The organism is Bradyrhizobium sp. 154 (assembly GCF_023073875.1).
Taxonomy (GTDB): domain Bacteria; phylum Pseudomonadota; class Alphaproteobacteria; order Rhizobiales; family Xanthobacteraceae; genus Bradyrhizobium.
In genome coordinates this window covers 155,015-175,519 of record NZ_JADPKG010000094.1, presented here as the reverse complement: position 1 = coordinate 175,519, position 20,505 = coordinate 155,015, and the positions used below count along the sequence as shown (strand labels likewise).

At 63.6% G+C, this 20,505-nt stretch carries 19 protein-coding genes; 12 read left to right on the top strand and 7 right to left on the bottom strand.

Translation table 11 applies throughout. From position 1 onward, the window contains the following. Positions 1-100: 100 nt before the first annotated feature. Together IVA92_RS22195 and IVA92_RS22190 are read right to left on the bottom strand one after the other, a co-directional pair. Complete coding sequence (locus IVA92_RS22195) at positions 101-685, bottom strand: hypothetical protein (RefSeq protein ID WP_247277141.1); 585 nt, start codon at positions 683-685, stop codon at positions 101-103. Further along, the gene (locus IVA92_RS22190) at positions 685-1,221 is read right to left on the bottom strand and encodes a hypothetical protein (protein ID WP_247277140.1); all 537 of its coding nucleotides are present in this window, start codon (positions 1,219-1,221) and stop codon (positions 685-687) included. Before IVA92_RS22190 ends, IVA92_RS22195 begins: the two co-directional genes overlap by 1 nt. A 387-nt stretch (positions 1,222-1,608) precedes the next feature. Here IVA92_RS22190 and IVA92_RS22185 point away from each other — a divergent pair, with 387 nt between their 5' ends. Continuing rightward, positions 1,609-2,004: a response regulator gene (locus tag IVA92_RS22185; RefSeq protein ID WP_247277139.1), complete on the top strand. Its 396-nt coding sequence runs from the start codon at positions 1,609-1,611 to the stop codon at positions 2,002-2,004. A gap of 7 nt (positions 2,005-2,011) precedes the next feature. Here IVA92_RS22185 and IVA92_RS22180 read toward each other — a convergent pair whose 3' ends face one another. The 3 genes from IVA92_RS22180 to IVA92_RS22170 form a co-directional block, all read right to left on the bottom strand. Further along, positions 2,012-2,719, bottom strand: a complete 708-nt coding sequence (locus IVA92_RS22180; RefSeq protein ID WP_247277138.1) for a hypothetical protein — start codon at positions 2,717-2,719, stop codon at positions 2,012-2,014. A gap of 271 nt (positions 2,720-2,990) precedes the next feature. Further along, positions 2,991-4,142: a hypothetical protein gene (locus tag IVA92_RS22175; protein WP_247277137.1), complete on the bottom strand. Its 1,152-nt coding sequence runs from the start codon at positions 4,140-4,142 to the stop codon at positions 2,991-2,993. Then, complete coding sequence (locus IVA92_RS22170; RefSeq protein WP_247277136.1) at positions 4,123-4,512, bottom strand: helix-turn-helix domain-containing protein; 390 nt, start codon at positions 4,510-4,512, stop codon at positions 4,123-4,125. The genes IVA92_RS22175 and IVA92_RS22170 overlap by 20 nt, the downstream gene beginning before the upstream one ends. Before the next feature lie 395 nt (positions 4,513-4,907). On the opposite strand from IVA92_RS22170, the gene IVA92_RS22165 reads away from it, so the two are divergent. The 3 genes from IVA92_RS22165 to pepT all read left to right on the top strand — a co-directional run bounded on the left by IVA92_RS22165 (position 4,908) and on the right by pepT (position 7,412). Then, a complete protein-coding gene (locus IVA92_RS22165; protein ID WP_247277135.1) occupies positions 4,908-5,279 on the top strand; it encodes a cupin domain-containing protein in 372 nt (123 codons plus the stop codon). A gap of 478 nt (positions 5,280-5,757) precedes the next feature. Then, complete coding sequence (locus IVA92_RS22160) at positions 5,758-6,057, top strand: HU family DNA-binding protein (protein ID WP_247277134.1); 300 nt, start codon at positions 5,758-5,760, stop codon at positions 6,055-6,057. A gap of 104 nt (positions 6,058-6,161) precedes the next feature. Then, positions 6,162-7,412, top strand: coding sequence for a peptidase T (pepT, locus tag IVA92_RS22155; RefSeq protein WP_247277133.1), 1,251 nt, complete (start codon positions 6,162-6,164; stop codon positions 7,410-7,412). Between the two features lie 63 nt (positions 7,413-7,475). Here pepT and IVA92_RS22150 read toward each other — a convergent pair whose 3' ends face one another. Continuing rightward, positions 7,476-8,369, bottom strand: coding sequence for a hypothetical protein (locus IVA92_RS22150; RefSeq protein ID WP_247277132.1), 894 nt, complete (start codon positions 8,367-8,369; stop codon positions 7,476-7,478). A gap of 10 nt (positions 8,370-8,379) precedes the next feature. Next, entirely contained in the window at positions 8,380-8,784 is a 405-nt protein-coding gene (locus IVA92_RS22145) for a hypothetical protein (RefSeq protein ID WP_247277131.1), read from the bottom strand. Positions 8,785-8,976: 192 nt separating this feature from the next. On the opposite strand from IVA92_RS22145, the gene IVA92_RS22140 reads away from it, so the two are divergent. The 8 genes from IVA92_RS22140 (at position 8,977) to IVA92_RS22105 (ending at position 20,498) form a co-directional block, all read left to right on the top strand. Beyond that, on the top strand, positions 8,977-9,351 hold the full coding sequence (locus IVA92_RS22140) for a hypothetical protein (RefSeq protein WP_247277130.1): 375 nt from the start codon (positions 8,977-8,979) through the stop codon (positions 9,349-9,351). Between the two features lie 132 nt (positions 9,352-9,483). Beyond that, positions 9,484-9,882: a FixH family protein gene (locus tag IVA92_RS22135; RefSeq protein WP_247277129.1), complete on the top strand. Its 399-nt coding sequence runs from the start codon at positions 9,484-9,486 to the stop codon at positions 9,880-9,882. Beyond that, positions 9,879-11,318 (top strand): efflux RND transporter periplasmic adaptor subunit, encoded by a 1,440-nt coding sequence (locus tag IVA92_RS22130; protein WP_247277128.1) that lies wholly within the window; start codon positions 9,879-9,881, stop codon positions 11,316-11,318. The genes IVA92_RS22135 and IVA92_RS22130 overlap by 4 nt, the downstream gene beginning before the upstream one ends. Next, positions 11,315-14,473, top strand: a complete 3,159-nt coding sequence (locus IVA92_RS22125; protein WP_247277127.1) for a CusA/CzcA family heavy metal efflux RND transporter — start codon at positions 11,315-11,317, stop codon at positions 14,471-14,473. Before IVA92_RS22130 ends, IVA92_RS22125 begins: the two co-directional genes overlap by 4 nt. A 136-nt stretch (positions 14,474-14,609) precedes the next feature. Further along, a complete protein-coding gene (locus tag IVA92_RS22120; protein WP_247277126.1) occupies positions 14,610-14,984 on the top strand; it encodes a hypothetical protein in 375 nt (124 codons plus the stop codon). A 54-nt stretch (positions 14,985-15,038) separates the two neighbouring features. Then, complete coding sequence (gene ihpA / locus IVA92_RS22115; protein ID WP_247277125.1) at positions 15,039-16,313, top strand: divalent metal ion exporter subunit IhpA; 1,275 nt, start codon at positions 15,039-15,041, stop codon at positions 16,311-16,313. Next, positions 16,310-17,287 (top strand): divalent metal ion exporter adaptor subunit IhpB, encoded by a 978-nt coding sequence (gene ihpB, locus IVA92_RS22110; RefSeq protein WP_247277124.1) that lies wholly within the window; start codon positions 16,310-16,312, stop codon positions 17,285-17,287. The genes ihpA and ihpB overlap by 4 nt, the downstream gene beginning before the upstream one ends. Then, positions 17,280-20,498 carry a CusA/CzcA family heavy metal efflux RND transporter gene (locus IVA92_RS22105; protein ID WP_247277123.1) on the top strand — a complete coding sequence of 1,073 codons (3,219 nt, stop codon included), beginning with the start codon at positions 17,280-17,282 and terminating at the stop codon, positions 20,496-20,498. The genes ihpB and IVA92_RS22105 overlap by 8 nt, the downstream gene beginning before the upstream one ends. Positions 20,499-20,505 lie beyond the last annotated feature (7 nt).

Genomic DNA, 20,505 nt, shown 5'->3' with positions numbered 1-20,505 from the left:
CGGCGAGTCCGAGCATTCGGAGTGTGGTTTTTCGCCGGGCAACTTGACGCTGCGACGCACAGGCTTTCGATCGCCAGCGTCGGAGGTGCGCTCTGATCCGTTAGACATTGTAACCCTTCTCTCTCACTTCCTTCAGAAAATGGAAAATCCTGCCCTCGCGGCGATCGCCCATGAAGTGTGGCGTAATCGGCGCCAGATAGCCGAGGCGCACGTCTTCACGCTCTAGGTCATCAATTAGCGCATCATGGTCTTCGCGAGCCGCTTCCAATGCGCGCGCGGCGTCACACAGCGCAGCGAGACGGCGCTTATATTCATGTCGTACCGCGCTGCAGACAATCTTGCTGGCTTTGTCTCGCGCCTCGCCGGTGCGGCGGTACAACACCTCCCGAGCATCTTCAATGTTGCTCATCTCAGTTACGATGTCGCGAAGTCGCTTCGACAGCTCTCCGATGCTGCCTTTCGCGGCATCACCAAGAATTCGGGCGACACTACTATTCAGGTGCTCCCCTCCAGCCGCTTTAGCGGCCTTGATCTCTTCAAGAAGTTTAGAGCGCTCGGTGTTGAGCTTCGCGTAATTCTGCTCCAGCTCCTGCCTCTTTGCGATCAGGGCGGCGAATTCAGGGCTAGAGTCAGCTAGGCTCGGAACAATGAATTCGTCGGCGGGTTTCTTCTTTAGGAGAGCCATCAGGCAGCAACCTTTCCAAACAACAGATCAAGAATGTCGGCGACAGCAGCGACCGGAATCGTGGTGGCTGTCCTGTGGCCGTCGTGTGCCCAATGGGCAGCGTTCGTACCCGGCTGGCGGAACCGCACAACGGGATCGCCACGGCGTTCGATCACGATTTCCGGCCACGATCGGACGAAGCTGAGGAAGGAATGCCGCGCCTTCGTATCGCCCCTACGGGCCATCTCGACTTCGACTGCGATTGCATCGGCGGCATTTCGCGGAATAGAATCCGGTGCATCGCCAGCAAGACACGTGCCGACCGGCGTCAACGCTCCGTAGGTATCGACAGACATTTCTGCTTGCCGAAGTTTCGGCGAGGTGGCCACAGCCATGACGAGCCGCAAGACGTCATCTTCACTCAACTCTGGTGATCTTGCTGGGCCACCAGCCGGGATCTTTCCCGCCTCACTAAGACGGCGTGCCACGTGTTTGACTCGCGCAGCGTCGAATCCGAGGGAGTCAACTGCGGCGAGGACGTCGGCGAGTTTCGCCACGTTTTCTTCTCCTCAATGAAAAATGTCGAATAGACGGTTGTTGGAATTGGCCGACTAGCGGCTTCACGGCTCTAGGCCGGAAAAAAGGACGCCGGCCGAAACCGGCACAGTGGTGCACGTCACGTAAGGGCAGAAACTCTGCCTATAAGGACTATAGAGCTTGGAGCGATTGCGAGCGTACACGTCCGGTCGGAATGGGACGCTAGCACTCAACCATTGGAAATTTGAGGTGGTGTTTCCCATTGCCGGCCCACGTCTCTTCCCCCGGAGGTCTAGATGCGGACCCGCGCCGACCACAGTGGCCAAAAATGGCCTAAGTTCACTTTTGCGCATTGGAACTTTTCTACTTGCTGCGCGTCATGTTGAGGGCTGTCGGGGAGCGCGTCTGTGTCAGAGCTATCGCTTGCCATTCTGGTCGTGGAAGACGAGCAGCTAATTTGGGCGCTTGTTGAAGACGCTCTTGTTGACGGCGGCTATGAAGCGGAGGTCGCAGCCACGGGTGAGGAAGCGGTTACACTGCTGCAGGGGACCAACAGCAAATATCGCGCGCTAGTCACGGATATCAACCTCGCCGGCACCGTGGACGGCTGGGAGGTAGCAAGATGTGCAAGAGCCATCGACCCTAATTTCCCCGTCGTCTACATGTCAGGCGCTAGCGCCGACAAATGGCCGATACACGGCGTTCCAAATAGCCTTCTCCTCGCCAAACCATTTGCGCCGGCGCAGTTGGTTACAGCCATTTCCAATCTGCTGAATGCAACCCCCATTCCCCCGGCAGAGTAAGGCCCCGTCAAGCTGCGGCGCGCTCACCCTCAGCCATGGCCACGTTCAGCGCAGCGACAGCCGCCCGCACTTCCTTGGAGGCCGATCGCTGCGCGTATTGGCCAGCAAAGCCCAGATACTCGCCTATCTCCGCAAGCGTGCTGTCGCCTGAGGCCATATCCAGCACAGTGCACACCTTGTGCCCCAGCCGGCTGCGCAACCTCTCAGTATCCTGCGCCCGAGCCAACTCCGTCTGAGCGTCGGGCATTTCGGCGTCAAAATGCTCGGTGTCGGCTTTCTCGATTTTGCGCGTGCGCACCTTGCCGAACTTGGCGTCCGGGCTAACCCATTTGCGTCCGCTCCAGACCTTCACGAGCTTGGCGCCCTGCCAGCGAACCATGCCATGCTCCGCCGCGTATTTGAGCTGCTTGGCGCTGACGTCGACCAGCTCTCTATCCATGTTGAGCAGTACGGGCTGCCCGCCGGCATCCGCACCCTCCTCGTCCGGCGCATCGTTATCATTGGCGGCAAGGCGCGGCGGCTCGTTCAAGGCGCGCCATAGTCTGAGGCCCATGAACGTGACCTCGTCTTTCTCCCGCTTCGCCCACGTTGCGCAGGGGGACTGCTCACGGTGTGCAGCGTGCGTAGCTGGTGCAGTCTCCAGCCAGGCACGGCGGGCTGCAAGGTCGGTGAAGTCGTCGGCCTGAATGGGGCCGTTATCGTTTGCGTGTTTCATAAGGTCTCGACGTAACAGTGCATATTGCTTGGCCGTTATCGGCTCTTGGTTTCGTCCGGCTGTTGCCGCCGGATCGAATGCTGAACGGGGGTGGATTGACACTCTCAGCCCACCACGCCTCCTACCGGTATGTGCACTTGCGGACGCGACGCCGCAGGTTTTCAGTTCGCGTCACCGGTGAAAATTTTCCTCGATATCTGCGGGATTTAGCGCGCGAGTGGGCGGCCGGTAAGCGGGGCGGCTTGCGAAAGGGATCAGGATGGCCCCCCGGTCAGGCCGCCGTTCGGCTGGCCGCGACGACAAGCCTCCACTCGTATGAATCGTCCGGCATGATCCGGTACCGGACGCGAGATCCGACTGACCGATCTTCCCCGCCGCATTCGGCCGCAAGCGCCGCTGCTGCTTCTGCTGACAGGTTCATCGTCGACTCGCCCCCGTGATTGTCGTGAAACTCCACCCGAACACGTGCGCTACCGTCTTCATCAGACTCACCAGACAGGATTGTCACCTCGCACCATGGGAGTGGTGCAGATCTACGGAAAGTCTTTGCAGCATTTCCGGTTGACATCATCACTTCTTGGTTTGCCAACCTCTCAGGTTCGCCATCCACGCCTAAAGCATCGTCAAGGCTTGCGTATTCGTCGCTGTCGATATGGCAGCGCAATGTAAACTTGGCACCACGTGCGCTCCGAAGGTGGGCAAGCAAGACGTCTTTCTCGTCATCGTCTGCGCCCTTCTTGCCGACATATTCAGCGTGGACGATGCGCCACTTCGCAAACCGACCTCCCTCAGAGGCATGCCAGCGCGCCGCACTTTCCTCTTTCTTGGCGCCACCCTGCGCGCCCTCAACAGGGCGCGCTCCTTTAGGGGCGCCTATATTATCCTCTGTAAGAGGATGGGTTTGGGGGTCACCATGACACCTTGGGTGTGCGCTTTTGATACCTTGGGAGCGCACTTTTGATACCTTGGGAAGGTCGTCATTTGCCCCTTGGGGCGGACCTGCTAGCCGGCCGGCCAAATGATAGTCGTTCGGCATGGTGACCGTGCTGGTGCGAAAGTCCACCGCGTGCTCGCCGCCGCTGAGTTCACGGAAGCGATCTGAACCTCGGTAATAGAGCGCGATGCCATAGCGCGTCGGCAGATTGACTACACCCCTTCGACCGCCGCGCCGTATAATCCAAATTCGTTCAAGCGTGCACAGCAGTTTGCGAGCGCGCTTGATTGAGGCCAGGGAAATCGGGATGTCACGATCTATAAACGTGTCAGCACACTCCGCATAGCCGTTCTTCCAGCTGTAGGAGGCAAGCAATTTCTCGAAGAAACGAGTTGCTGTGTGAGTGACCCTCGAATCTCCGTTTATGTCGTCACGAAGATTGGAGCGCACCCAGTAGGTTGGCGCGAAATCACGCTGCTTCTTGGGCATTCGTTGGCTCCAGAGAATCCTCGGGAGCCACGAAATCGTATCGCGCTGCGCATGCCTCGGCACGCCCCCAGATCGCCTTGTAGATGGGCTCGCCGGTCGCGGTGCGCCCCTCGTATGAAATAAAGCCCTTCTCGATAAGCTCTCGAACGGCTTTGCCGATCGTGCGACGGCCACAGAATGATGCGGCAGCCAGGTCATTATGGCTGATTGCACAATGGCCGAATGCCAGCGTCGCCTTTGCAATATAATGAGCGACCCGGCCTCCAGAACCGCAACGTACAGTCCTCCACACATCGGCGTTGTGGTTGCAGTACAGGTCGCACTCTTTCTCGCCAGACGGCATCGCTGACCGAACCTGATCAAGCGTCATGGACATCGCCCATGAAGGCCCCCAATTGTTGTTACTGTTGAATAGTGCGGCTCTGCTGGGCAGGCACTAAAGCGGGCCGCCCGAAAAAGCTGGGGGAGATAGGAGGCGAGCGCGGCGGCGGTAAAGGGCCGCCGGAAGATTAATGCCAGGACTTGCGCGGTCGCGGCGCTCTCGTTGGCGACCAAGTGGAGGTCTGGCAAGGGGTCATCACCGGCTCGTGAATTGCCCTCGACCTGGGCGAGCATACCCTTTCAATGCCCGTCCGCGGTCCGGCTAAACGCATCCATCCCAGGTTTGGCCTGCGGGCGGCTCTTTAAACGGTTTTTGCGTTGCCACAGTACTGAACTGGCCATTTTTGAGAAGCGCTAGACGGCGCTCATTTTTGGGAGAGTGACATGCTCCGCCTGACTGCCATTCTTTTTTTCGTGCTCACCTTTGCCGCCCAAGCCCAAACCAACCGCCAGGAATTGAAGCGTGCCGATCTAACCGGCACCAACATGGAAGTCATCGTCAGCGTTGTGGACGTGCCGCCAGGGAATAATCTCGCGCGCCACACCCACCACGGTGAAGAGGCGGTTTACGTGCTCGATGGCGCGACACTGGCGCTCCCCGATGGCAAGGAGATTCAGTTTCCAACTGGCGCGGCAGTAATCAACGCTCGCGACGTCCCTCATGCGGGCTTCAAGATTGCGGGCGATAAGACCCTGAAGATGCTAACCGTCCACATCATTGATAAGGGCAAGCCGATGATGGAGCCGGCTCAATAGTCGCTCCGCCTGCGGCTCTGATGTATCAAAGCGACCGCGTGCTTTGCGTGCCTCGGCTTCGAGCCCAGCCGTGCTTACAGCCTTCTTTTGTTCTGTTAACAACCTAAAGGTGAATTCTCCGGTTGTGTGGTTGTGTTCGGCGCAGCAGGCTCCTCAAGACGACTCCGGCCGAGGTTTCAACTTCGGCCAGTTTCAGGCTCGTTTTTGTTCCACGAAAGTTGAAACTCTGATTGAAGGCAGGAGCCTTTTAGCCGGCCTGTCACGCCGGAGGTCGCGGGTTCGAGCCCCGTCTCTCGCGCCATTTTGGCAATTCCTTCATAGTCTTAGCCTGAACTTCTCGACGCTGTCGCGTCTGCGGCAAGCCATGGACGACATTCGAGCCGGCATAGTCAGGCCGCGCCCGAATCGTCTACGCCTCCAGGAACTTGCGGGGTCCAGGGGTGTCCCCGAGCCACCGGCCAGAACGAGGAGGTTAGACATGGCGAAGAAGGCAGCCGCTCCCGCCACTATTACGCTCAAGCACCTCGCTGCTGACATCGCGGAAAGCCAGGACCTGTCGAAAAAGCGCGCCGAGGCCGTCCTGACCAACATGGTCGACCTGATCACCAAGCACCTGAAGAAGGGCGACCGCGTCCGGATCGTCGGCCTCGGCATTCTCCAGGTCCGCAAGCGCGCCGCCCGCACCGGCCGCAATCCCGCCACTGGCGAGCCGATCCACATCAAGGCCAGCAGGAAGGTCGCGTTCCGCCCCGTCAAGGAACTGAAAGAGGCGATCTAGCAATTACGCTTCGTGACGCCCGACCCAACATCGTTCTGTCCGCAACGCAGCCCGCTTTTCTGGTATACCGCCAGCTTCCCCCTGACCCAGCGGTTTGAGCAGAAATGTCCCCCCTCACCTTTTCGCATACCGTGACCGAGCGCTTCCTGCGCTACGTCACCATCGACACCCAGTCCGATCCGGAATCGGCGGCCTCGCCTTCGACCGAGAAGCAGAAGGAGCTCGGCCGCGTGCTCGCCGCCGAGCTCAAAGCCATGGGCGTTGCGGACGCGCATCTCGACGAGTTCGGCTATGTCTATGCAACGATCCCGGCCAACACACCTAAGAAGGTGCCGGTGATCTGTTTCTGCTCGCACATGGACACCTCGCCCGACGTCACCGGCAAGGATGTCAAGCCGCAGGTGGTGAAGAACTATCGCGGCGGCGACATCGTGCTGCCCGGCGACACCAGCCAAGTGATCCGCTTCGCCGAGCACCCTGCGCTGAAGAACCAGATCGGCAACGACATCATCACGACCGACGGCACCACGTTGTTAGGCGCCGACAACAAGGCCGGCGTCGCCGAAATCATGGATGCCGCGCATTTCTTCATCAACAATCCCGATGTGAAGCACGGCACCATCAAGATCCTGTTCACGCCGGATGAAGAGATCGGCCGCGGCGTCGACAATGTCGATCTGAAGAAGCTCGGCGCCGATTTCGGCTACACCATGGACGGCGAGAGCGCCGGCTGCGTCGAGGACGAGACTTTCTCGGCCGATGGGGCTACCATCACCATCAACGGCGTCAGCGCCCATCCCGGCTATGCCAAGGGCAAGATGGAGCACGCGATCAAGATCGCCGCCGCCATCGTCGAGCGGCTGCCCAAGGAAGGCTGCTCGCCGGAGACGACCTCAGGCAAGCAGGGCTTTCTGCACCCGGTCGGCATCGAGGGCGCGCTGGAACAGGCGACGCTCTCCTTCATCGTCCGCGACTTCAACGAGGATGGGCTGAAGGAGAAGGAGGTCCTGCTCGAGAACATCGTCAAGGACGTGATGAAGGACTATCCGCGCTCGACCTACAAATTCGAGGTGCGCGAGCAGTACCGCAACATGAAGCAGGTGATCGACCGTCACCCCCACGTCCTCGAATACGCCATCGAAGCGATCCGCCGCGCCGGTTTGCGCCCGATGCGCACCGCGATCCGCGGCGGCACCGACGGCTCGCGCCTGTCCTTCATGGGCCTGCCCTGCCCCAACATCTTCGCCGGCGAGCACGCGTTTCATTCGCGGCTCGAATGGGTCAGCCGGCAGGACATGGAGAAGGCGGTGCAGACCATCGTGCATCTCGCGATGATCTGGGAAGAACGGGCCTAGCGCCCCTTATCGGGTTGTGCATGCGGAAATGGCCGGGCTTATGCCCGGCCATTTGCTTTGGGATCAGGGCACCGGCATCGCGCGCGGATTGCGATGGAACCGGTTGGCACTCGCCATCCAGCTCGGCAGCGGTTCTCCATCGCGATGTCGGCCGCCGGCGGCGGCCGCCGCCCAGGCCACTGCGGCCCCGATCAGGGTCGCGGCCGCAACCGAGAACGCAACGATGATCGAGTTGCGCCGCGCGCGGTTGATGGCTGTCCTGGCATCCGCGATCGAAGCATCGACTCGTCGTTCGGCGTCGGGCGCCGCGAGACCCGTCAGCGCGGCCACCTGCTGCACGAGATAGTTTCGATCGTCGGTGCTGACACCGCTGTGGCTCGATGACGTCATCAGGATGCGTCCCGCTTCGGCGCGGGGTTCCCGCAGATCGGTGTTGGGCGGGCGCCGCGGCGCGCGGAACAGCTTGTCGAGCTCATAGCTCAACAGCGGTTCGGCGGCCGAAGTGTTGCTGGCCGAGCTGCGCATCGGCGAACGGTCGATCGCAGCTGCACCGAGCAGCGCGAGCAGCGCGGCGCCGAGAAGCACCGCGAGAGCCCACGACGTCAGGCCATGCAGCCCGTCCCGCCGCTCGCCATCATCCTCGATCGTTGCAAGTGCCGGCGCCGGTCGCGCGGTCCGGCCGGCGATGTAACCGCCAAAGCCAAAACTGACGATCGCCTGGATGATCAGATACAAGCCGGACAGCAACGCAAGGGCCGCTGAGGCATCCCGCCATGTCGGCGAGGCCGAGCTGACACCCAGGCCGACCGCGACGCCAAAGCCGATCAGGATGAACGACATTGCGCTGGCGGCGAGAGAGCCTGCAAGTACCGAGCTCCATTGGATGGTCCGGCGTTCGTCGGCTGTAGCCACGCCGCCCTCCATGACGTCTTCCCGTATGAGAGTTTCAATAGCCATCGCCGTTCTCTCAGCGCAGGCCGAAGAACGACAGGATCGCCATGATCACGACGATCAAGCCGATGAGATAAATCAGTCCGTCCATGGTCCCTTCCTCCTCAGATACCTCTGCTCGGTAATCACAAGGAATGAGGAACGTTCCAAATTTGTCATCTGCCATGGAACGGATCGGCGAGATGCGCATTGTCTGCGCGAGTCCCAAGGATGAAGATTGTGAGCACATGAGGCCCCAGCCGGTCAGTCCCGGGCTGGGGCCTTTGCGCTTAGGGCCGGCTTTGAGGTCTCTTGCTGGGTTAACGACGCCGAGGGCAGATGATGAAATGCGGTCGGCGGAACCTTCCGGATCGGGAGCGCCGCGTGGACCGCAGAACAGCCTGGCTGTATCAGGCAAATGCGCATTCCGGGAAAAGGCCATCCCCGTTTCCACCATCACGGTCGAGCCGCGACTTCTTGCGATCTGCCGAACGATCTCGTCGCGGTAACGGGGCCTCCGCGCTGGTTAACGCCCGATTGCCGGAGGCTCCTTTGCACAAGGCACGCAAACGAATGGCCAAGTCGTGATGCCCGGCCGGTTTGCAGGTTCCGCTCCGCCGTGCGACAATGAGGCATGTCCGTGAGACCGTTCGCCAACGCTGTGGTGATGCTGCTGGTGGCAGCCGGGCTCCTGCTCGCGCCGCTGGCGACGCCTGCATCCGCCATGCCGGTATCCGGTGCTGTTGCCAGCATGCCCGCAATGTCAGACGACACGCAAGGCATGTCCGAAGACATGCCCTGCTGCCCGGATCAGACCAAGAGCAAGGCCTGCGGTTCCTGTCCGTTCGTCGCATTGTGCATGCTGAGCCTGTCGCTCTCCGCTCCGTTCGGAGCGAGCACGATGATCGAGCGGCAGCCGCAGAGGAGCGCGCTCGCGCCGCGCAATGACCGCCTGCGCGACGGGCTCGCCGCCAAGCCACCCGACCATCCTCCTCGAACCCGGGCCTGATTGGCGCTGACGCGCCTGATGATCGTGCGCGCCGACATCGGCGCGCACGCCATTGCCTGCCGATTGGCTGCATCCCGGCTCGCCGCGTGCAGCTCCGGCGGCTCCATCAGACCCATCGAGGAACTATAAATCATGACGACGACCAAGCTCGCGCGCACCGCTCTGGCCGCGCTGATCGGTGCTGTGCTCACGGGGAGCGCTCAGGCCGAGATCAAGAACTACGAATTCCAACTAGTTCAACCGACCATCAAGACGGGGGCCGATCGCATCGTAACCGTGCGGCTGGTCGACAAGACCAGCGGCAAGGCGATACCCGATGCGGTGATCTTCGCCACTCGGCTCGACATGGCGCCTGACGGCATGCAGGAGATGGTCACCAAGCTCACGCCGCTGCCGGGCACCGAACCCGGGACCTATCGCTTCAAGGCCAATTTCAGCATGGCCGGACGCTGGCAGCTCTCACTGGGCGCCAAGGTGCAGGGCGAGACTGGCACGGTCGAAAACAAGCTCGTCGTCACGGCCGAGAAATGACCCGCCTCGCCGTTACAGGCAGTGCCGCTGCGATTTTCGCGGCGGCCGCTGTCGCGCTGATTGGCGGCCGCGCCATGCAGCCTCAGTCGGGGTCAAGCTCGCTGACCTTCGCCGCGCAGGCGGACACGGGCGCACCGATCTATTTCCGGGATCCGGACGGCAGGCCGTTCTACTCGCTCACCCCGAAGAAGACGGCCGACGGCCGCGACTATCGCGCCGTGCGGGCGAACGAGGACATCAGCTTCGACGAGCCGGACGAATCGCCCAGGGTCGTAACGGCTGACGCCAAGGGCGATCGCAAGATCAAATATTACCGCAACCCGATGGGCCTGCCAGACACCTCGCTGGTGCCGAAGAAGGACTCGATGGGGATGGATTACATTCCCGTCTACGAAGGCGAGGACAGCGACGACGGTTCGGTGAAACTGTCGCCCGGCAAGATTCAGCGTAGCGGCGTCAAATCCGAACCGGCCGAACTGCGCCGGATCAGAATGCTGCTGCGCGCGCCCGGCACGATCCAGCTCGATGAACGCCGGGTCTCGGTGGTCGCGATGCGCGCTGACAGTTTTGTGCAGAAGGTGGCCGACGTCACCACGGGCAGCCGTGTCACCAAAGGCCAGCCGCTGATGGAGATCTACAGCTCCGCCGTCGCGTCGGCAGCCGCCGAATATCTCGCGACGATCACCTCGAAGACGACGGGGGGCATCGAGCCCTATGGCCGCGGCTCCCGGCAGCGCCTGATCAATCTCGACGTCCCCGAACCCGTCATCGTCGAAATGGAGAAGAGCCACGCCCTGCCGATCACCATTCAGTGGTCGTCGCCGCGCGATGGCATCGTGCTTCAGCGCAACGCCATCGAGGGCATGCGTGCCCAGCCCGGGGACGTGCTGTTCCGCATCGCCGACATCTCGCAGGTCTGGGCGACCGTCGATGTGGCCGAACGCGATCTCGGCAATGTCGCGGTCGGCCAGCCCGTGACGGTGCGGGCCCGCAGCCATCCCGGGCGGGACTTCAAGGGCCTGATCAGCGTGATCTATCCGCAGGTGAACAAGGAGACGCGCACGGCGCGAGTGCGAATTGAGCTGGCGAATGCCGATCTCGCTTTGCTTCCCGACATGTATGTCGACGCCGAGATCGACACCGGCACACCGGTGCCGGTGCTCAGCGTCGCCGAGAGCGCGCTGCTGGACACCGGCAGCCGACAGGCCGTGCTGGTCGACAAGGGCCAGGGCCGATTCGAGCCGCGCGAGGTCAAGCCCGGACGGCGCGGCGACGGCTATGTCGAAATCCGCGACGGCCTTGCCGAGGGCGACGCCGTCGTCACCTCCGCCAACTTCCTGATCGATGCCGAGAGCAATCTGAAGGCCGCGCTGAAAGGCTTCACCGAAGCCGGCACGGCGCAAGCCGGCGACAAGGCGATGGGAGCCAGGCCATGATCGCGCGCCTCATCGCATGGTCGGCACGCAACCTGCTGCTGGTGCTGTTCGGCGCTGGCTTTGCCGCCGCCGCGGGCCTCTATGCCCTCGTTCATCTGCCGCTCGACGCCATTCCCGATCTCTCCGACACCCAGGTCATCGTCTACACCGAATATCAGGGACAGGCGCCGCAGGTGATCGAGGACCAGGTCACCTATCCCCTCGCCACGGCGATGCTGACGGTGCCGAAATCGAAGGTGGTGCGCGGATTCTCCTTTTTCGGCGTCTCCTTCGTCTATGTCATCTTCGAGGACGGCACCGACATCTACTGGGCGCGCTCGCGCGTGCTCGAATTCCTCAACGGGGCGGCATCGCGGCTGCCGGCCGGCGTGGCGCCGACGGTCGGCCCGGACGCTACCGGCGTCGGCTGGGTCTACCAATACGCCGTGATGTCGAAAGAGCTGAACCTCGCGGAGACCAGGACCATCCAGGACTGGAACCTGAAATTCGCCCTGGCCAGGGCCGAAGGCGTCGCGGAGGTCGCCGGCGTCGGCGGCTTCGTCAAGCAGTACAACGTCATCCTCGATCCGCAGCGCATGCGCGACCTCGGCATCACCATGCAGAAGATGCGCGAGGCGATCCGCGCCAGCAATGCCGATGTCGGCGGCCGCACCGTCGAGCTGTCCGAGTTCGAATATGTCATCCGGGGCAAGGGCTATCTTAGGGGCATCGAGGATCTCGGCGACATCGTGCTGAAGGCCGACAACGGCACACCGGTCAAGCTCCGCGACGTCGCCCGCGTCGAGCTCGGTCCCGACGAGCGGCGCGGCATCGCCGAGTTCAATGGCGAGGGCGAGGTTGCGAGCGGCATCGTGCTCCAGCGTTTTGGCGTGAACGCGCTCGACGTGATCGAGAACGTCAAGAAGCGCTTCAGGGAGATCGCAACCAGCCTGCCGAAATCGGTCGAGATCGTTCCGGTCTACGACCGCTCGAACCTGATCTACGCCGCGATCGATACGCTGAGGCATACGCTGATCGAGGAGAGCATCGTCGTGGCCCTCGTCTGCATCGTGTTCCTGTTGCATGTCCGCAGCGCACTGGTCGCGGTCCTGATGCTTCCCGTGGGCGTTCTGATGGCTTTTGGTGCCATGAAACTGCTCGGGATCGGCTCCAACATCATGAGTCTCGGCGGAATTGCGATCGCAATCGGTGCCATGATCGATGCCGCCATCGTCATGATCGAGAACGCCCACAAGCATCTCGAACGCGCCGAGCCCGGGCGCTCGCGGCTCGCGATCCTGATCGACGCTGCGGTGGAAGTCGGGCCCGCCCTGTTCTTCAGTCTCCTGATCATCACCGTGTCGTTCATGCCGATCTTCACGCTGGAATCGCAAGAGGGACGGCTGTTCAGCCCGCTCGCCTTCACCAAGACCTTTGCGATGGCCGCGGCGGCGCTGCTCTCGGTGACATTGGTCCCGGCGCTGATGGTGATCTTCGTCCGCGGCAAGATCATTCCGGAGCACAAGAATCCGATCAACCGCTTCCTGATCTGGATTTACCGCCCGGTGATCTCAGGTGTGCTGCGCGCCAAGATCCCCGTGATCCTGCTCGCGCTCGGCGTGCTCGCGGTGTCGGTCTGGCCGGCCGGGCGGCTCGGTACCGAGTTCATGCCCAACCTCAACGAAGGCACCCTGCTCTACATGCCGACGACGCTACCCGGCATTTCCGTGACCAAGGCCACCGAGCTGATGCAGATACAGGACCGCATCATCCGCTCGTTTCCAGAGGTTGCCTCGGTCTACGGCAAGGCTGGGCGCGCGGCGACTGCAACCGACCCTGCCCCACCGGAAATGTTCGAGACCATCGTCAACCTGAAGCCGAAGGCTGAGTGGCGCGCGGGCGTGACTGTCGACAGTCTGGTCGCCGAGATGGACAAGGCCTTGCAGTTTCCTGGCGTCTCCAACGCCTGGACCATGCCGATCAAGGCCCGCATCGACATGCTCTCGACCGGCATCCGAACGCCCGTCGGCGTCAAGGTCATCGGCACCGATCTCGCCGGCATCGACAAGCTTGCAAAGCAGGTCGAGCAGGTGCTCAAGGCGGTCCCCGGCACCTCGTCGGCCTATGCCGAGCGCGGCCTCGGTGGTTACTACCTCGAGATCACGCCGAACCGCGAGGCGCTGTCGCGCTACGGCATCATGGTGCAGGACGTGCAGGACACGATCGCGACCGCACTCGGGGGCCAGACCGTGACGACGACGGTGGAGGGGCGTCAGCGCTTCACGGTCAATATGCGCTACCCGCGCGACCTGCGCGACAATCCGAAGGCGATCAGCAGCGACATCCTGGTGCCGATGCCATCAGGCGGCGCCGTCCCTCTCGGTGAGGTCGCGAGCGTAACGCCGGCACGCGGGCCGACCTCGATCCGAACCGAAAACGGCCAGCTTGCGACCTATATTTACGTCGACATTCGCGACCGCGATCTCGGCGGCTATGTCGCCGATGCCCGGCACGCCGTGCAGGCAAGCATCGAATTCCCGCCCGGCTATTATCTGGTTTGGAGCGGGCAGTACGAATATCTCGAACGCGCCACCGCGCGGCTCAAGATCGTGGTGCCGGTGACGCTGCTGATCATCTTCCTGCTGCTCTATCTCAACTTCCGCTCGGTCACCGACACCATGATCGTCATGCTCTCGCTGCCCTTCGCCCTGGTCGGCGGCCTCTGGCTGATGTGGTGGCTCGGCTTCAACCTATCGGTCGCGGTCGCCGTCGGCTTCATCGCGCTGGCGGGCGTGGCAGCCGAAACCGGCGTCGTAATGCTGATCTATCTCAACCACGCGCTCGCGGCGACCAAAGCGCGCTGCGCGCTCGCGGACCGCATGCTGACGCGCGCGGATCTCTACGCCGCCATCATGGAGGGCGCCGTTGAGCGCGTCCGCCCGAAGATGATGACGGTGGTCGCGATCATGGCCGGCCTGCTGCCGATCATGTGGAGCACCGGCACCGGCTCGGAGATCATGCAGCGCATCGCCGTGCCCATGATCGGCGGCATGATCTCGTCCGCCCTGCTGACGCTGATCGTGATCCCCGCGATCTTCGCCCTGGTGAAGGGTCTTGGACTGGATTCGGCCGGGGACGCCGTCATGCCTGTCCACATTGCGGAGGCCGCTGAATGAAGCCGTAGCCGTCGACGATGCGAATGGTCGCAGCCGCGCGAGTGCCTGTGCGGCTGCGACGTTGAGTTCCCATACGTAACATTGTTGCGGGTCGACACTGTTCCCATCGCTGTGGTAGGCCAGCCTGATCGACAGGATGAGTAAATTCGTGGTCTTGAACCGCCGGCCCCTCAGACTCAGGCACACGCGCAATTGGCGTGGGCTCGTGGCTGTGTTTGTCACGGTCATGTACCTGCTGTCCGGCGCGCTCCACGGCACTCATGACATCAATGTGACCAGCCCGTCCGGCGGCTCGGACATCGCTTCGATTCTCGATGGCACCGCAGGCCACGGCGACCACAAGGTGATCGGCGGACACCATTGCCACGGCTGCTTCTCGGTGACGGTGGCGCAGCCGGCGCTATCCGCCGCATCCGTCGCGCTCGCGTCTGCATCGCGCCCGCAGCGTGGACCCCGGCTCGCCGGAATTATTCCCGATACCGACTCGCCGCCTCCCAAACACATTGCCTGAACGGATTGGTCGGGCGCCCGCGCCCATTAGGTTCATCCTTCACAGGTCGGCTTCATGTTTTGCAGGGGTATGGCCGCGCGCCTCGCGTGCGCTGCGGCGTGTCTGATTGCCGGGTTGGCGCTTGCACCGGCTTACGCCCAGACTTTGACGATGCGGAGCGCGCTGTCGCGCGCGCTGGAGGCGAGCCCGCGCCTGACGGCAGCTGAGCGCGACCTTGGCATTGCCACGGGCCAGCGCATCCAGGCGGGCGCGCTGCTCAATCCGGAGCTGTCCTATGAGCAGGACGATTCACTCGGCTCTGGCAAATATCGCGGGACGCGGTCGGCCGAGACTACGCTCCAAATCAGCCAAGCTTTCGAGCTGTTCGGCAAACGGGAAGCGCGGATTGCCGCCGGCGCAGCCGGCATCGAGGTCGCCGCGATCCAGCGCAAGGCCGTCAGGCTGGAGCTGCTGTCGGAGACCGCGATCGCCTTCCTCAGCGTGCTCGGCGCGCAGCGGCGCATCCAGATCCTCGACGAGCAGATCGCCGCGATCGACCGCCTGACGCCGCTGCTGCGCCGCCGCGTCGAGGCCGGCGCCTCCTCGCCCGCCGAGACCGGCCGCGCCGAAGTCGCCTCCGCCCTGGTGAAAGCCGACCGCGAGCGCTTCAAGGCGACGCTGGCCAGCGCCCGGCGCGAGCTGGGGGTGCTGATGGGAGATCCCGCCGCGAAATTCGGCGAGGTCTCCGGCCGGCTCGACACCACCGATCGGCCGCCGACGTTCCAGTCGGTGGTCGCCGCCATCGATGCCAATCCGCAACTGGTGCGCTGGACCGCCGTCTATGCCCAGCGCAATGCCGAGCTGTTGCTGGCACGGCTCAAGCCCTATCCCGACGTGCGGATCGCAGCCGGCTGGCGCCATTACAACGAAACCAATGACGATGCCGTGCGCTTCACCGTCTCGGTGCCGATTCCCGTGTTCGACCAGAACCAAGGCAACATCCTTTCCGCCCAGGAAAGCCTCGCCAAGACCAAAGCCGAGCGCGAGGCCAACCGCAACATGCTGATCGTGATCGCCGGCCGCGCCTATGATTCGCTCCAGGGTTCGCTGCGCGAACTTGCGGTCCTGCGCGAGACCGCGATCCCCAAGGCCGTCGAAGCGTCCGAAGCAATCTCGCAAGGTTACGCCCAGGGCCGCTTCACACTGCTCGAAGTGCTGGACGCCCAGGCGAGCGTCGCCCAGGCGCGGCTGCGGGAGCAGGAGGCGCTGCAGAATTTCCATGCAGGCGTTGCGACCATCGAAGGCCTTGTCGGCAATCCCTTCACGCTGGCGCGGGAGAGCGCACGATGAAGACGTCCTCCACCCTTGTCGTCGCCCTCGTTGCCGCCGGGCTCGGCGCCTACGCCTATTCCATGCTCGCGCCGGCCAGGCTCTCGCCAGCCGAGCATGCCGCGGAGAAGAAGCCGGAGAAACCGAACGACCATGTCGAGCAGGACGAGCACGGCGCCGATCGCATCCGCATCTCCGACGTCAAGCTCGCCGCCGCCGGCGTGGTGCTGGCGGAGGCCGCGAGCGCGACGCTGACCGACACGCTCGCCTTCAACGGCATCCTGCGCGCCAATCAGGAAGCCGTGGTGCAGGTGACGCCGCGCTTTCCAGGCATCGCCAAATCGCTCCTGAAGCGCATTGGCGACAAGGTCGCCAAGGACGATCTGCTCGCCGCGATCGAGAGCAACCAGAGCCTCACCGTCTACGAGCTGAAAGCACCGATCGCCGGCACCATCATCGAGCGGCAGATCTCGCTCGGCGAATACGCCTCCGAACAAAAGCCGGCCTTCGTCCTCGCCGATCTCTCCACCATCTGGGTCGACCTGTCGATCTACCGGCAGGACCTGCGGCGCGTCCGCCTCAATGACGAGGTGCTGATCGATCCCGATGATGGCCGCGGCGAGATCAAGGGCATGATCTCCTACATGGCGCCGATTGGCTCGAGCGAAACCCAGACCGCGCTGGCCCGCGTGGTGCTGCCAAATTCGGACGGGCGCCTGCGTCCCGGCCTGTTCGTCACGGCGCGGCTGATCCTCGCCGCGCGCAACGTCGCGGTCGCGGTGCGCCGCAGCGCGATCCAGACGCTGGAGAACCGGACCATCGTGTTCGTCCGCGAGGACGGCGACAAGATCGAGGCGCGGCCGGTGGAGCTTGGGGATGCCGATCCGCGCCATGTCGAGATCAAGGCGGGCCTTGCGGTCGGCGAGCATTACGTCGCGGAGAACAGCTTCGTCGTGAAGGCGGAGATGGGCAAGGGTGAGGCCGAGCATGATTGAGCGTCTCATCGCCGCCTCAGTTCATCAACGCTGGCTGGTTCTGCTGCTGGCGCTCGGCGCCCTCGCCTTCGGCGTCTGGAATTTCCAGCACCTGCCGATCGATGCCGTGCCTGACATCACCAACGTCCAGGTCCAGATCAACACCCGTGCGCCCGGCTATTCGCCGCTGGAGACCGAGCAGCGCATCACCTTCCCGGTCGAGACCGCGATGGGCGGCCTGCCGAAGCTGGATTACACCCGGTCGCTGTCGCGCTATGGCCTGAGCCAGGTGACGGTCGTCTTCAAGGACGGCACTGACATCTACTTCGCCCGCCAGCTCGTCGGCGAACGCATCCAGCAGGTGAAGGACCAGCTTCCGGCCGGGGTCGAGGTCGCGATGGGCCCGGTCTCGACCGGGCTCGGCGAAATCTTCATGTATACCGTCGAGGCCAAGGCGGGCGCCAAGACGCAAGGCGGCCACGACTATTCGCTGACCGATTTGCGGACCGTGCAGGACTGGATTATCCGGCCGCAGCTTCGCAACGTGCCAGGCGTGATCGAAGTCAACACCATCGGCGGGTTCGAGCGGCAGTTCCACGTGCTGCCGGACCCGGGCAAGCTGATGGCCTACCGGCTCGGCTTTCGCGACGTCATGACGGCGCTCGCCGCCAACAACGCCAATGTGGGCGCCGGCTATATTGAGCGCAACGGCGAGCAATACCTGGTTCGCTCCCCGGGCCAGGTCGGCAATATCAACGAGATCCAGGACATCGTCATCGGCTCGCGCGGCGGCAATCCCGTCAGGATCAGGGATGTCGCGACAGTGACGGAAGGCCGCGATCTGCGCACAGGCGCGGCGACGCGGGCCGGCGAGGAAACCGTGCTCGGTACCGCGATGTTGCTGATCGGGGAGAACAGCCGGACCGTGGCGCGCCGCGTCGCAGCCCGCCTGGAGGACATCGCCAAGTCGCTGCCCGAAGGCGTCGTGACGCGGACCGTCTACGACCGCACCGATCTGGTCGAAGCCACCATCCGCACGGTCCGGAATAATCTGCTGGAAGGCGCGGCGCTGGTGGTGGCCGTGTTGTTCCTGATCCTCGGAAACATCCGCGCCGCGCTGGTCACCGCCTGCGTCATTCCGCTGTCCATGGCCATGACCATTACCGGCATGGTCAAGACCAAGGTCAGCGCCAACCTGATGAGTCTCGGCGCGATCGACTTCGGCATCATCGTCGACGGCGCGGTGATCATCGTCGAGAACTGCCTGCGCATGCTGGCCGCGGCCCAGCGCGAGAAAGGCGGGCTGCTGACGACCTCGGAGCGGCTGCGTGCGATCCTGCGCGGGTCGAGCGAGGTGATCAAGCCGAGCCTGTTCGGAACCCTGATCATCGCGGTGGTCTACCTCCCCGTGCTGACGCTGACCGGCGTCGAAGGCAAGATGTTCACGCCGATGGCGCTGACCGTGCTGATGGCGCTCGGCGCTGCCGTGCTGTTCTCCATCACCTTCGTGCCGGCGGCGGTTGCCATCTTCGTCACCGGCAAAGTATCCGAGCACGAGAACCTGTTCATGCGGGCGGCGAAGCGCGCCTATCTTCCCCTGCTCCGATTTGCCATCGACAACCGGCTCGCCGTCGCAATCATGACCGCGCTCATCGTGGTCGCAAGCGGCATCGCTGCCGCGCGGATGGGTGGCGAGTTCATTCCGAGTCTGGACGAAGGCGACGTCGCCCTGGCCTCGATCCGGATTCCCGGGACCAGCCTTACGCAGTCGCTTGATCTTCAGAAGGCGCTGGAGAAACGCATCAAGCAGATTCCGGAGGTGAAGGAGTTCTTCACCCGTATCGGCACCGCCGAGATCGCCACCGACCCGATGTCGCCGGCGCAGACCGACGGCTACATCATGCTGAAGCCGCGCGCCGAATGGCCCGACCCGAACAAGCCGAAGTCGGAGGTGATCGAGGCCATCGACCATGCCGCTAACGAGATTCCCGGCAGCGCCTATGAGATCTCCCAGCCGATCCAGTTCCGTGTCAACGAGCTGATCTCCGGCGTGCGCAGCGACGTCGGCGTCAAGATCTTCGGCGATGACCTCGACATCCTGCAAGGCGCGGCAAAACGGGTCGAGGCAGCGATCCGCGGCATCCGCGGCGCCAGCGACGTCAAGATCGAACAGGTTGCGGGCCTGCCGATCCTCACCGTCCGGCTCGACCGCCAGGCGCTCGCCCGCTATGGCCTCAGCATCAGTGAGGTGCAGGGTATCGTCGAGATCGCAGTGGGCGGCAAGTCGGCCGGCAAACTGTTCGAGGGCGACCGCCGTTTCGACATCGTGGTGCGCCTGCCGGAGCATCTGCGTGGCAATCTCGAGGCGATCCGGGCTATCCCGATCCCGCTGCCGCCCGGTGAGGAGGCCAGCTCCGGCACGGCCGTGCGAACCGCGCTGGCCGCCTCTCCCCTCGCCCAGATGCGGTATGTGCCGCTGTCATCGGTCGCCACAGTCGATGCGACGCCCGGCCCCAACCAGATCAGCCGCGAAAATGGCAAGCGGCGCATCGTCGTCACCGCCAATGTCCGCGCGCGCGACCTCGGCTCCTTCGTCGCCGAGGCCGAAGCGGCGGTGGCTGAGAAGGTCAAGCTGCCGCCGGGCTACTTCATCCGCTGGGGCGGGCAGTTCGAGCAACTGGTCTCCGCGACCAAGCGGCTGACGATCGTGGTGCCGGTGGCGCTGCTGCTCGTGTTCCTGCTGCTGTTCATGGGCATGGGATCGGCTGCGGATGCGGCACTGGTGTTCTCCGGCGTGCCGCTGGCGCTGACCGGCGGAGTCGCGGCGCTGCTGCTGCGCGACATTCCGCTGTCGATCAGCGCCGGTGTCGGCTTCATCGCGCTGTCCGGCGTCGCCGTGCTCAACGGGCTCGTCATCATCGCCTTCATCGAGCGGCTGCGCAGCGAGGGGCGATCCGTCGTCGATGCCGTGCGCGCGGGCGCGCTGACGCGGCTGCGCCCGGTGCTGATGACGGCCCTCGTCGCCTCCCTCGGTTTCGTGCCCATGGCGCTCGCGACCGGCGCTGGCGCCGAGGTGCAGCGGCCGCTCGCGACCGTGGTGATCGGCGGCATCATCTCCTCGACCGTGCTGACGCTGCTGGTGCTGCCGGCGCTCTACGTGCTGTTCCGCCGTGACGAGGTGCGCGAAGCGCCTACAATGGCGCCTGATTTGGCAGCGTCCGGGGAGCGCTAGAGATGGC

What these genes read in the sequence shown, in the direction of transcription:
- IVA92_RS22145 (WP_247277131.1), bottom strand. Translation starts at nt 8,784, where the DNA reads ATGGCCTTTTCCCGGAATGCGCATTTGCCTGATACAGCCAGGCTGTTC.
- IVA92_RS22130 (WP_247277128.1), top strand. Translation starts at nt 9,879, where the DNA reads ATGACCCGCCTCGCCGTTACAGGCAGTGCCGCTGCGATTTTCGCGGCG.
- IVA92_RS22175 (WP_247277137.1), bottom strand. Translation starts at nt 4,142, where the DNA reads ATGCCCAAGAAGCAGCGTGATTTCGCGCCAACCTACTGGGTGCGCTCC.
- IVA92_RS22105 (WP_247277123.1), top strand. Translation starts at nt 17,280, where the DNA reads ATGATTGAGCGTCTCATCGCCGCCTCAGTTCATCAACGCTGGCTGGTT.
- IVA92_RS22195 (WP_247277141.1), bottom strand. Translation starts at nt 685, where the DNA reads ATGGCTCTCCTAAAGAAGAAACCCGCCGACGAATTCATTGTTCCGAGC.
- IVA92_RS22120 (WP_247277126.1), top strand. Translation starts at nt 14,610, where the DNA reads ATGAGTAAATTCGTGGTCTTGAACCGCCGGCCCCTCAGACTCAGGCAC.
- IVA92_RS22135 (WP_247277129.1), top strand. Translation starts at nt 9,484, where the DNA reads ATGACGACGACCAAGCTCGCGCGCACCGCTCTGGCCGCGCTGATCGGT.
- ihpA (WP_247277125.1), top strand. Translation starts at nt 15,039, where the DNA reads ATGTTTTGCAGGGGTATGGCCGCGCGCCTCGCGTGCGCTGCGGCGTGT.
- IVA92_RS22170 (WP_247277136.1), bottom strand. Translation starts at nt 4,512, where the DNA reads ATGACGCTTGATCAGGTTCGGTCAGCGATGCCGTCTGGCGAGAAAGAG.
- IVA92_RS22140 (WP_247277130.1), top strand. Translation starts at nt 8,977, where the DNA reads ATGTCCGTGAGACCGTTCGCCAACGCTGTGGTGATGCTGCTGGTGGCA.
- IVA92_RS22165 (WP_247277135.1), top strand. Translation starts at nt 4,908, where the DNA reads ATGCTCCGCCTGACTGCCATTCTTTTTTTCGTGCTCACCTTTGCCGCC.
- pepT (WP_247277133.1), top strand. Translation starts at nt 6,162, where the DNA reads ATGTCCCCCCTCACCTTTTCGCATACCGTGACCGAGCGCTTCCTGCGC.
- ihpB (WP_247277124.1), top strand. Translation starts at nt 16,310, where the DNA reads ATGAAGACGTCCTCCACCCTTGTCGTCGCCCTCGTTGCCGCCGGGCTC.
- IVA92_RS22160 (WP_247277134.1), top strand. Translation starts at nt 5,758, where the DNA reads ATGGCGAAGAAGGCAGCCGCTCCCGCCACTATTACGCTCAAGCACCTC.
- IVA92_RS22150 (WP_247277132.1), bottom strand. Translation starts at nt 8,369, where the DNA reads ATGGCTATTGAAACTCTCATACGGGAAGACGTCATGGAGGGCGGCGTG.
- IVA92_RS22180 (WP_247277138.1), bottom strand. Translation starts at nt 2,719, where the DNA reads ATGAAACACGCAAACGATAACGGCCCCATTCAGGCCGACGACTTCACC.
- IVA92_RS22125 (WP_247277127.1), top strand. Translation starts at nt 11,315, where the DNA reads ATGATCGCGCGCCTCATCGCATGGTCGGCACGCAACCTGCTGCTGGTG.